Below are 11520 nucleotides of genomic sequence, written 5' to 3' on the forward strand. Positions count from 1 at the left end.
ATGACCGAATTTTTTATTCAAGAAAAACAATTAAGCTCGGTGACACGTACGATTGTAAAAGATAGTAAAGGTGTCCCACTCTATTTAATGGTAGGTCACTGGGGACGTAAGGGCAATGTACTGTCACTCTATGCGATGGATGGGCAGATCGTGGCTTATATCAAGCAAGCTAGCGTGATTCTCGGCCGCAAATTTGAAATTTATCAGGATCATACTAAAGTCGGTGTGCTTCATAAAATTTTTCATTGGCCAGGGGATTTTTACTACATCCAGCAGCTTCATTGGGCTGTTTATGGAGATATTTATAATCATCAATATAAAATCAATCACTTTAATCAGCCCGTCATGACGATGGACAAAGCAACCTTATTGACCGGTGATTACTATGCCCTAGATGTCAATGAACCTGCCGATGCACCCGTTTGTATCTGTGTCGCAGCCGTCATGGATTACTGGCTCTACAATCGCACTAAACATAGAAAAAAAGAAACTACTTTTGAGATTACTTTTTCGCAAAACTAACAGAGGATGAGCCTAAGCGGCCCATCCTCTGTTTTCTCAATTTTTTTTAACTGCGATCACGTTTTTTGACTTCACGTTGCATATGATCATACTGATGACCGCTGATCATGATTTCTCCGACATCCTCAAACCCATCACGTAAATATAAGCGTTTCGCATTAGGATTGGCCTTATCAACATTTAAGCCAATGACCGTCTCCCCTTCATGAGTTGCTAAACGATCCACTGCCGTTAATAACTTTGAGCCAATCCCTTGTCCGCGATAATCTTCATCTACCTCGATTGAATCTAAATACCATTCATTTGGAAACGCTTCTGGATCAATAAACATATTGATCTCTTCTTCAATCCCTTGTGAACGCAAATAATTTTGCAGCGGCAGATCAATGATTGCCTCTTGACTAGCTGGATAACCAAAGACTGCACCAGCGATCTTTCCATCGATCTCTTCCACCAAGCCACGGGCATAACCAAAACGATAGGTTGGGTCCGTAAAGCAAGCCGCAATTATGTTTAACGCATTCTCTTCACCAAATTCTTCTAAAAAATCTAGTTCCATATCTTTTAAAATAACCAGTATTAATCTAGCTACCGCTGCGCCATCTTGTTTTTTTGCAAATCGAATCATTTTAAAACCTCTCTTTTAATAACGTTTAACACTACCTACTTAGTGTAACATGAGGCGCATTTTTACGAAAGTGGGGATACTTTGTGATCCCTGAAAAGTCTGCTATGATTGAGGGAGGAGGACTATCAATGAAAAAAATTTTAAAAATTATTTTGGGAATTGTCATCGCAATTATCGTTGTATTTGGCGGCTATTTGATTTATTTGTTCGCTAGTTATGATCGTTTACCTGACAACCTGACCTTAAAACCTGATAACCAGCACAGTGAGGTCCTGGAAACAAATAAAACCTATCGTGCCATGAGCCACAATATCGGCTATGGTGCCTATCCTCCAAGCTATAGCTTTTTTATGGATGGTGGAAAATATTCACGGGCTTATGATAAGAAAACCGTTGAAAAAAATATGCAAGGGATCGTCAATACAACCAAAGACGTGGCTCCGACCTTGGCTTTTTATCAAGAAGTTGACCAATTGGGGGATCGTTCGCAGCATGTCGATGAAGTTGCTTGGTTGAAAGAGCATTTACCTGCCTATAACAGCCTTTATGGGCAAAATTATGACTCGTCTTATTTATTCTATCCTTTTACAGATCCTATTGGTCAAGCCAAGTCAGGCTTAGTGACCTTAAGCCACGCTGAGATCACCAGCAGTAAACGCTATTCATTACCGATCGAAACGAATTTCAATAAATTCTTTGATTTGGATCGCGCGTTTACCGTCAGTCGTATCCCAGTCAAAGGAGATCACGAGTTGATTGCTATCAACACACATCTATCTGCCTTTACAAAGGACCGTTCTGTGCAGGCCGCGCAATTAAAAAAGATTTTTGATGTAATGGAATCTGAATATCAAAAAGGCAATTATGTGATGGTGGCCGGTGATTATAATCACGATGTTTTAGGCAATAGCCCCGAAGTCTTTAATACAAGTAAAAAGCGAGAAACATGGACTCATCCGTTTCCTAAAGAGCAATTACCCGCCGGTTTTCATCTACCTAATGGCAATTTAGCTGAAGAGAAAATCCCCTCGGCTCGAGCCTTAAATGAGCCTTATAAAAAAGGGCACACCTATACGACTTTGATCGACGGTTTCTTACTTTCAGACAACATTCAGGTACAGGATCTCCACGTCAAAGATATGGCGTTCCAATATTCTGATCATAATCCAGTTTATTTAGATTTCCGTTTGAAATAATCGCTGCCTCCGACTAAAGAAATTGGAATAGAAGCGACTTCTAAATATGAGTAAAAAAAGCCGAGACAAAATTGTCTCGGCTTTTTTAGCGATTAACCCTCTCGAATCTGTTGAATGATTGTTTCAGCGGTCGCCAAATTCATTCGTTCGGAGTGACGTAATTGTTTGGCTACTTCAGCAATCTCATTTTCAGTCGCCCCTGCCGAAATGGCAAGGGAACGACTTTGCATCGCCATATGGCCTTTTTGAATGCCGTCTGTCACTAAGGCCCGAATCGCTGCTAAATTTTGGGCGAGGCCTACTGCTACAATGATCTCACCTAGCTCAGCCGCATTAGTTACTTCTAATAGATTTAAAGCAATTTGCGCTTTCGGCAAGACTTTTGTGGCACCCCCTACGATTCCGACTTTCATGGGTATGACTAGCTGGCCAATTAGTTTATCCGATTGAATCACCCACTCACTCAAGCCTTCATAACGACCGTTACGAGCCGCATAAACATGACTGGCCGCTGCCACTGCTCGGGTATCGTTTCCGGTCGCTAAAACGACCGCATCAACGCCATTCATGATTCCTTTATTATGCGTCGCCGCTCGATAAGGATCAAGTTTGCTGTAATCACTTGCAGCAGCGATCTTTTCTGCTAATTCAGTCGAAATCTGACTCAAAGGTAGTTCACAGCGAGCCTCCACCAAGGATTCCGTCCCATAATTACTTAAAATGCTAAACAGTACCTCTGATTCAGGCAATAGTTGTCGTACTTCTTGAGCGACCGCCTCTAACATCGTGTTCACAATATTGGCACCCATCGCGTCTTTGGTATCTACCACAAGATCAAGCGATAGATACCCTTCCGCAAAAGTTCTGATCGCGATTGATCGTAATCCGCCGCCTCTTTGGTAGATCGACGGATAACTCGTTTCAGCCGTCTTAAAAAATAATGTCTCATTGTGTTGCAGGCGTTTTTTAGTAGATATTACATCTGACACGTTACGTAAAACGATTTGTCCCGTCATGGCTTGCCCAATGACCCGCGTTGTTAATCCACCAGCGTTGGCAATAATTTTGCCGGCATTACTAGCTGCCGCAATGACAGACGGTTCTTCTGTTGCCATTGGAATGATTTTTTTTTTACCATTGATCACAAAATTTTGTGCGACGCCTAAAGGAATTGAGACTTCACTGAGTTGATTTTCAATCAAATTATTCGCAATCTTTTCTGGTAAAACTGTTTCACTGGCTAATTGTGCTGCTTCTTTAGCTGACAGCTTTTTTTCTTTAACCAATAATGCCAAACGTTCCGTCTGCGTCATCTGATAGAATTTTTTTTTTGCCGTCTCCTGATCTTCTGCTTTTGTAACCATTAAAGCCAAGCCTAAGCCGCCGCCGATACAAAGACTGGCAACGCCACGCTGTTTTTCTTCTTGTATCAACTCAGACAGCAAGGTCGTCACGATTCGGGCCCCACTAGCACCAATCGGATGACCCAAGGCAATTGCTCCACCATAAATATTGACCCGTTCATTCGGCAAAGCTAACTCTTTTTGCACCGCCACTGACGCTGCCGCGAAAGCCTCATTGATTTGGAACAGATCGATATCTGCTGTGGTCTGATTTACTTTCTTTAGCAGCTGATTGATGGCCGAAATAGGTGCAACACCCATGATACTAGGGTCGATTCCGACTTCACTATAACCATTAATCACTGCTAAATAATCCAATCCCTGTTCAATCGCATAGGCCTTTGAAGCCAAAACAACCGCCGAAGCACCGTCGTTTAGCGTTGAGGCATTGGCCGCCGTCACTACGCCGCCTTCTTTAAAGGCCGGCTTTAACGAGCTGATTTTTTCCAACGTCGTATCTGCACGGATTCCTTCATCGGTATACAATGTGCTGCCATCTGGCAGAGGGACCCCCACGATTTCTGACTCAAACTTTCCTTCACGAGTTGCTTGCGCTGCCTTCATTTGTGACTCATAAGCAAACTGATCCTGCATCGCGCGAGTGATCTGGTATTGATCTGCCACTTTTTCGGCAGTTAACCCCATGTGCTTGCCACTAAATGCATCTGTTAAGCCATCATAGATCATGCTAGATTTTGGTTCCTGCCATTCCTGTGTCACATAATCAAAGCGAGTCACTTTTGGCGCCTGAGACATATTCTCTGTTCCGCCAGCCACAACAATCCGAGCTTCACCAAGCTGGATCTGCTGCATCCCAAAAATAATGGATTTCAATCCCGACCCGCAGACTTCATTGATCGTCGTTGCTGGAACTTCATAGGCAAGCCCGGCCTTTACTGCTGCCTGACGAGCGACATTTTGTCCATTGCCGGCTTGTAAGACATTTCCCATAAAGACTTGATTCACTTCTTGTCCGGCGATCTCTGCCCGGCTAATTGCTTCTTTCACCACGATCGCACCAAGCTCTACCGCTGAAACGCTCGCTAATTTACCTCTATATCTTCCAATTGGTGTTCGTACAGCACTCAAAATGACTACTTCTTCCAAGGGTGCACCTCCAATAAAATTGTTTAAAAATCATAGGTAAGTATAGCATAGATAGTTTTATAATTTCTTAAGATTCAAACTCACCTAATTCTGACCTTTCTATGATATATTTACCAATGGAAGAGGAACAAATCTATTTCTTGATTTCTTTTTTTACTCTAGCGGATCGCTATCCGCCACAAACAATGAATTCTATCATAAGAACTAGGAGGAGCAATATGACTATAGGAATTGATAAAATCAGTTTTCACGTGCCTAATTACTATCTCGATATGACCGACTTAGCTAACGCGCGCGAAACTGATCCAAATAAATTTCACATTGGTCTTGGACAAGACCAAATGGCGATTAACCCTGAGACCCAAGACATCGTTACTTTAGGGGCGAGTGCCGCTGCAAAAATCCTTACTGATGAAGACAAGAAGGACATCGATATGGTCATTGTCGGAACAGAATCAAGTACTGATTTTTCAAAATCCACTGCCGTCACCATACATAATCTGTTAGATATCCAACCATTTGCTCGTTCATTTGAAATAAAACACGCCTGCTATGGCGGTACAGCTGCTTTGCAACAAGCACATGATTATGTAAGCCTGCATCCTGACCGAAAAGTATTAGTGATCGCAGCCGATATCGCTAAATATGGATTAAACAGCGGGGGGGAACCCACGCAAGGTTGTGGCGCTGTCGCAATGCTTGTAACGAAAGAGCCTCATATTTTAGCCTTTAATAACGATAGCGTCTTTTATTCTGAAGATGTCTATGACTTCTGGCGCCCTGCTGGTCATGACTATCCTTTAGTCGATGGCCATCTCTCAAATCAAATTTACATTGATTCTTTCACGCGCATCTGGGAACAAAATAAAAAAATGAATCACACAAGTAGTGGAGATTACGCGGCTCTTACCTTCCATTTACCTTATACTAAGATGGGTCGAAAAGCATTGCGGGCCATTTTCCCTGAGATGTCGGAGGAAGAACAACAACGTTTAGAAGCTCGCTATGACGAGGCAATTCTTTACAGCCGGCAAGTTGGTAATCTTTATACCGGCTCACTTTATTTAGGTTTATTATCATTGTTAGATAATAGCCAGTTAGCTGCGGGAGACAGAGTAGGACTTTTCAGCTATGGTTCTGGGGCAGTCAGCGAATTTTTCTCCATGACCTTGATGAAAGATTACAAAAATTATTTAACCTCAGAAAAAAACCGTACTTTGTTGGCGCAACGGAAACGTTTAACCATTCCAGAATACGAAAAAATGTTCAACGAAAAATTACCAACCGATGGAGGTAGCTATACCTTCTCCGATCGAACTGACTTCGCTATCAATAAAATCGATGGTGATATTCGTTATTACAACAAATAATTTGATGCAAAAGGAGCTGAGATGGACACGTCTCAGCTCCTTATTTACGTATAAACGTTGTCCAGAAGTAGCTTCTGTCACAACCTCTTATTTTTAGGCACAAAAATAGTCTAACAGGTCTAATGGCTGGGCGTTTGTTTCATTCCAAGTTTCTGGAACATTTACACTCTTTTCTAGGTCTTAAACGTTTTTGTTCTTGTGATTGAATATTCGTCTAAGCCTCACCATTAAATAGAGAAATGGTTCTACTGTCTACATCTCTCATCCTGTTAGACCTTGATTCCTTGGTAAGGAGTTATCAAAATCCCTACTTCCTTCCTGCCCTTTTAGGCACTCTCTCTTGAAATGAATGCCTCCATTCATTTCATGTTGCTTTGATGCTTAACAACTTTAGGGATACTACCCCTTACACCTATTTTATACCATATTCCCGGATTTTTTGCAAGCGTTTGCATTTTTGCTGGCGATTTTTTTTCATGGTACAATGTTTTCCATGGAAGGAATGATTTCAATGAATATTTTATATATATCAATTTCAGGAAACACCCGTGCTTTTGTCGAAAAATTAGTATCTTACGCTGCGGAGCAGCATCAAGCAGACGCTACAAACCCACTGATCACTAGCAAAGAGATCTCTGAGAACAGTCCCTTCGATACAGAAGCGGAAGAATTTTTTACCTTTGTTCCTACTTACCTCGAAGGCGGGAATGGCGTAGACAATGGCGATACTGAAATTTTAACTGAAGTCATGCGGGAATACTTGGACTATGGGGCTAACTATCAAAAATGTCTCGGCGTAGTCGGTAGTGGCAATAAAAATTTTAATTATCAATACTGTCTCACTGCCAAACAATATAGCGAGGCCTTCGGATTTCCTTTTTTAGCCGATTATGAACTACGGGGGACTGCCAAAGATTGTGAGCGCATCTATAATTGTTTAAAAACTGCTTTAAAAAGTTAATTTTTTACCCATCATTTTATTGACATTTTCTCATCAAAGTAGCATTCTTTTTTAAAGGAGTGAAGAATTTGAGAAAAGTCGCAATTATTGGTGTGGGCCACGTTGGCAGCACCACTGCTTATACATTGATTTCTAAACAAATCGTTGATGAAGTAGTCCTATTTGATACAAATACAAAGCTCGTTCAAGCTGAACTAAATGATCTAGTCGATGGACAAATGGAACAGTCGCATCAAGTGAAATTGATCGCGCCAGATTTAACTGAGTTAGCCACCACCGATGTGCTAATCTTTTCTGCTGGGAACATTTCCATCCTTAATGGTAATTCAGATCGCTTTGCTGAGCTGAATTTGACAAAAACGATCGTAGAAGAATGGGCACCTAAAATTAAAGCTTCCGGCTTTAAAGGAATTATCTTAAACATTACGAATCCTTGCGATGTAATTACCAGCTATTTACAGGAGTTAACCGGATTTCCTAAAGAACGCGTCTTTGGTACCGGGACATCCTTGGACACCGCCCGGATGAAACACGCAGTCAGCGAAAAAATCAACGTCCACCCCACTTCTGTGAACGGTTATGTAATCGGTGAGCATGGCGAAAGTCAATTTGTCGCTTGGTCCACTGTGACTATCGGTGGTCTGCCAGTTGCGGAGACTTTAACAAGCGAACAACGGACAGAACTTGATGCAGCAGCACGTAAAGGTGGTTGGACCACCTTCAACGGAAAGGGCTATACTTCTTATGGCATCGCCGTTCAGGCCGCAGCAATCGTTGAAGCAATCTTAAATGATAATCAATTAGTCGTGCCCGTCAGTCATTATCACTCAAATGAGAAATGCTACGCCGGTTCACCTGCCAAGGTTTCAACTAGAGGAATCAGTGAATCAATTCCCCTCAACCTGACGGCAGCCGAAAAAAAGAAGTGGCAGCTCACCATCCAAACGATTAAAGCAATGTATGAGACAATTTAAAAAAAGGCTGGACAATGTGTCCAGCCTTTTAAGCACTTTGAATAATAGTTGAGCCTTTCTCCCAATCAAATGAGATCAATTTCGCGTTTGGCGTCCGATAATTGAAGACTTTTTCATTCTCCAATGGTTCAAAATAATTTTTCATCGCGCGAATCACAGAATTATGACAAACCAACAAATAGGTATTTTCTTGGTCTTGCTCTAACTCCGCTAGCAATGGAACGATACGAGCGTAGACATCCATTAGTGATTCACCATTGGGATAACGCACCGCAAACTGGGTCCGCAACTGCAAATAGACAGACTGCTGATCACTCGTTCCATCAAAGTCACCATAATCTAATTCAATCAAGCGTTCGTCAACGCTCAATGATAGCTTATTATTTTCCGCTACAATCCGTGCGGTCTCCTTTGCACGTTGAAGCGGCGAATGAATAATTTTTGTGATTGGCTGTGATAAATTAGCGACTTCCTTTGCTAATAGCTCCGCCTGTTGATAGCCTACCTCGGATAAAGCAATATCGCTTCTGCCTGAAATAATTCCTTTATGGTTCCATTCTGTTTCTCCATGTCTTGCAGCGTAAAGCACTATAACAACCCTCTCTAATCTAGCTCAAAAAATGAAAAACGTTGAAACTGATTTCATTCTATTTTCAAAAAATTGCAACGCAATAAACTGGTAATAGCCAGTGACCCTACCACTTTATCACTAGAATGAAAGAACGTCTACTTTTTTTGAAAATGATTAGGACTTTTTAACCCCGTAGGCCCGCGGAATAATTAAATAGTCAATCAATGGGACAAAACAATTCATAATCAGCAAGATAAAGGTCATTCCCTCTGGCATCGAGCTGAATTGACGCCACAGCATTAATAAAACCCCACAGCAAATACCATAAATAATTTCACCTTTGGGAGTAGTTGGTGACGTACTGTAATCCGTCGCCATGAAAAAGGCCCCTAACATCGTTGCTCCGCCAAAAACATGGGCAAACATGATCGTCGGATCTCCTTTTCCAAAAAAGAAAGCCAATAGAATGATCGTTCCTATCATGGAGAAGGGAATCTGCCAAGTAATGACCTTTTTGTAAAGTAAAAATACTCCGCCTAGAAGCAATAAGATAGCAGCTGTCTCTGCATTTTTACCCGCAATCAACCCGGTCAGGCTGTCGAGCATTTGCTCTCCCGAAAGTCCTATCCCCGCTTTCGCATCCATTAAGGGCGTCGCCGAGGATACAACCTCTAAACCATCGAGGGAAAATAACGGACGTGGTTGAATATTTTCAGACATCTCTTTTACAAACACTAGACGTAGTATGGCACGCCCAGTTAGCGCCGGATTTAATAAGTTTCTGCCAATTCCGCCAAATAGTTCTTTCGCTACAAGAATCCCAATTGTCCCCCCTAAAATCGGATACCACAAGGGAACACTCGCTGGTAAACTCATCGCTAACAATACACCTGTCACGACTACCGAATAATCTTTTGGCAGAGAATTTTTCCGCAACTTGAACCACAATAGCTCAACAATTAAGCATGTTGCGACAGAAATTAAATACAGCAGCAATGAGCGCAAGCCAAAGAAAATAATCGAAGCTAAGACACTGGGCAGCAAAGCAATTAGCACCCACTTCATCAAGCGATCCGTTTTTTCTCGATATAATAAATGGGGTGAGGCTTCCATCATAGGATAACGAGAGCTGCGTATTTCTTCAAACACCGGTCTTTTCTCCATTACGATTTCCGCCTCTCTTTCAGCTCTTGTTGCCCCGCTACAATATGTTCCGCTAAGTGACGACGAGCCGGGCATATGTATGTGCAACAACCACAATTAATACAGCTTTCAACATATAACTTTTCCAGCCGCTTCCAATTTTTCTTTAAATAATTTTTTTCAAGTTGGTGAGGTAGCAGACCTACTGGGCAAACTTCTACACAGCGAGCGCATAGAATACACGGACTAGGCGTACTATCTTGGTCATGCTTTTCATTGATCACGATCAGGCCATTCGCTGATTTTGTTAGTGAAGCTGCCAATGTATCCACTGTTTTTCCCATCATAAAGCCACCAGTAATAATTTTTGAAGGTGCCCCATCAAATCCACCGCAAAAATCGATCATATCCTGAATCGAAGTCCCAATTGGAAAGTAAACATTTTTTTGCTGCATCACATCTCCTACCACAGAACAAATACGATAGCTTAACGGAATGCCTGGATCAATTGCTTCAGAAACAGCGACCGTTGTAGCAACGTTAATGACCAAGTAACCTAAATCTCTTGTTGATCCACCCGCAGGCCCTTCTTTTCCGGTAATTGTTTTAAACAACATTTCTGTGCTTCCTTGTGGGTATATAGAAGGAACTTCAATAACTGAAAGAGTTGGAATATCTTTACATAATTCCTTCATAACCTCAATTGCCTCTTGTTTATCATCTTCAATCGCTATGATTCCCTCATTGGCTCCTACAGCTTTTAATACAAGCTTGCAGCCTTTAATTAGTTGATCTCCCTGATTTACCATTAAGGCGGCATCCGCCATAAGCAATGGCTCACACTCTGCGCCATTGAAAATACACGTATGAATAGCCTCTTTGGGATTAAGCTTTACGTGGCTGGGAAAAGTCGCTCCACCTAAACCGACTACTCCTGCAGCTTCCACTTTTTCAACAATTGTTTCTGGCGCCAATTTTTCAATTTTATCATGATAAATTTTTTCAGGTTGTTCTTGAAAATCATTTTCGATCACGATACAAGTCATTTCATCTCCTTGACCTTGATCGATCTCTTCAATGCCAACAATCCTCCCCGAAACACTGGCATGAATATTAGCTCCCAACCCCTCACCCATTTTGGCAATCATTTGACCTAAAAAAACCTTCTCACCAACTGAAACAGTCACCTCTGCTGGATCACCAATATGCTGCTGGATTGGAATATAAACTTTTTTAGGATAAATACGTTCTACCCTTTTATAATTATTAATTCCTCTTAGGTGCAAAGCTTGATCCTGATGAAGATCAATCCCACCTTTAAACGTCCGATTCATCATCAAAATCCTCCATTTTTTTTCTTATTTTTAGTATAACATGAACATTTTCTAGCTAAAAATAATATCTTATCTTTGAAGCAAAGGACTATTTAGTAAAAAAATTATTGGATGATTGAATCTAAGTGACTTTATCATACAAGCCACACATTCAGCTATCCGTGATTCGTATTCACAGCTAGGCAAAGTTAAAACAACAAAAAAAGACTATCCATATTCTGAATAGTCTTAACTGCGTGGCGACGTCCTAATCTCACAAGGGGCAACCCCTCACTACAATCGGCGCTAAGAAGCTTAACTTCTGTGTTCGA

Annotated in this window: 10 protein-coding genes and 1 rRNA gene; 5 read left to right on the forward strand and 6 right to left on the reverse strand. The window is 41.6% G+C overall.

What is annotated here, in order from left to right:
* On the forward strand, positions 1–522 hold the full coding sequence (locus FFM67_RS09220; protein WP_137614279.1) for an LURP-one-related/scramblase family protein: 522 nt from the start codon (positions 1–3) through the stop codon (positions 520–522).
* Positions 523–568: 46 nt separating this feature from the next.
* On the opposite strand, the gene FFM67_RS09225 is transcribed toward FFM67_RS09220, so the two are convergent.
* The gene (locus FFM67_RS09225) at positions 569–1150 is read right to left on the reverse strand and encodes a GNAT family N-acetyltransferase (RefSeq protein ID WP_137614280.1); all 582 of its coding nucleotides are present in this window, start codon (positions 1148–1150) and stop codon (positions 569–571) included.
* A gap of 128 nt (positions 1151–1278) precedes the next feature.
* Between FFM67_RS09225 and FFM67_RS09230 the strand changes: the two genes are divergently transcribed.
* Positions 1279–2346, forward strand: a complete 1068-nt coding sequence (locus FFM67_RS09230; RefSeq protein WP_137614281.1) for an endonuclease/exonuclease/phosphatase family protein — start codon at positions 1279–1281, stop codon at positions 2344–2346.
* A gap of 92 nt (positions 2347–2438) precedes the next feature.
* Here FFM67_RS09230 and FFM67_RS09235 read toward each other — a convergent pair whose 3' ends face one another.
* Positions 2439–4856, reverse strand: coding sequence for a hydroxymethylglutaryl-CoA reductase, degradative (locus FFM67_RS09235; RefSeq protein ID WP_137614282.1), 2418 nt, complete (start codon positions 4854–4856; stop codon positions 2439–2441).
* Positions 4857–5074: 218 nt separating this feature from the next.
* Between FFM67_RS09235 and FFM67_RS09240 the strand changes: the two genes are divergently transcribed.
* The 3 genes from FFM67_RS09240 (at position 5075) to FFM67_RS09250 (ending at position 8161) form a co-directional block, all read left to right on the forward strand.
* Entirely contained in the window at positions 5075–6226 is a 1152-nt protein-coding gene (locus FFM67_RS09240; RefSeq protein ID WP_137614283.1) for a hydroxymethylglutaryl-CoA synthase, read from the forward strand.
* A 511-nt stretch (positions 6227–6737) separates the two neighbouring features.
* Entirely contained in the window at positions 6738–7187 is a 450-nt protein-coding gene (gene nrdI, locus FFM67_RS09245) for a class Ib ribonucleoside-diphosphate reductase assembly flavoprotein NrdI (RefSeq protein WP_137614284.1), read from the forward strand.
* Between the two features lie 68 nt (positions 7188–7255).
* On the forward strand, positions 7256–8161 hold the full coding sequence (locus FFM67_RS09250) for an L-lactate dehydrogenase (protein ID WP_137614285.1): 906 nt from the start codon (positions 7256–7258) through the stop codon (positions 8159–8161).
* A gap of 28 nt (positions 8162–8189) precedes the next feature.
* Here the strand turns inward: FFM67_RS09250 and FFM67_RS09255 are convergent, their stop codons facing one another.
* The 4 genes from FFM67_RS09255 to rrf form a co-directional block, all read right to left on the reverse strand.
* Positions 8190–8750 (reverse strand): histidine phosphatase family protein, encoded by a 561-nt coding sequence (locus FFM67_RS09255; protein ID WP_137614286.1) that lies wholly within the window; start codon positions 8748–8750, stop codon positions 8190–8192.
* Between the two features lie 156 nt (positions 8751–8906).
* The gene (locus FFM67_RS09260) at positions 8907–9896 is read right to left on the reverse strand and encodes an RnfABCDGE type electron transport complex subunit D (protein WP_137614287.1); all 990 of its coding nucleotides are present in this window, start codon (positions 9894–9896) and stop codon (positions 8907–8909) included.
* On the reverse strand, positions 9896–11212 hold the full coding sequence (rsxC, locus tag FFM67_RS09265) for an electron transport complex subunit RsxC (RefSeq protein WP_137614288.1): 1317 nt from the start codon (positions 11210–11212) through the stop codon (positions 9896–9898). Before rsxC ends, FFM67_RS09260 begins: the two co-directional genes overlap by 1 nt.
* A gap of 231 nt (positions 11213–11443) precedes the next feature.
* Positions 11444–11520: ribosomal RNA gene (gene rrf / locus FFM67_RS12605) — 5S ribosomal RNA — on the reverse strand; the annotation flags it as partial.

Source organism: Enterococcus viikkiensis (assembly GCF_005405345.1).
GTDB classification, from domain to species: domain Bacteria; phylum Bacillota; class Bacilli; order Lactobacillales; family Enterococcaceae; genus Enterococcus_A; species Enterococcus_A viikkiensis.

What these genes read in the sequence shown, in the direction of transcription:
- FFM67_RS09225 (WP_137614280.1), bottom strand. Translation starts at nt 1,150, where the DNA reads ATGATTCGATTTGCAAAAAAACAAGATGGCGCAGCGGTAGCTAGATTA.
- FFM67_RS09260 (WP_137614287.1), bottom strand. Translation starts at nt 9,896, where the DNA reads ATGGAGAAAAGACCGGTGTTTGAAGAAATACGCAGCTCTCGTTATCCT.
- nrdI (WP_137614284.1), top strand. Translation starts at nt 6,738, where the DNA reads ATGAATATTTTATATATATCAATTTCAGGAAACACCCGTGCTTTTGTC.
- FFM67_RS09230 (WP_137614281.1), top strand. Translation starts at nt 1,279, where the DNA reads ATGAAAAAAATTTTAAAAATTATTTTGGGAATTGTCATCGCAATTATC.
- FFM67_RS09240 (WP_137614283.1), top strand. Translation starts at nt 5,075, where the DNA reads ATGACTATAGGAATTGATAAAATCAGTTTTCACGTGCCTAATTACTAT.
- rsxC (WP_137614288.1), bottom strand. Translation starts at nt 11,212, where the DNA reads ATGATGAATCGGACGTTTAAAGGTGGGATTGATCTTCATCAGGATCAA.
- FFM67_RS09220 (WP_137614279.1), top strand. Translation starts at nt 1, where the DNA reads ATGACCGAATTTTTTATTCAAGAAAAACAATTAAGCTCGGTGACACGT.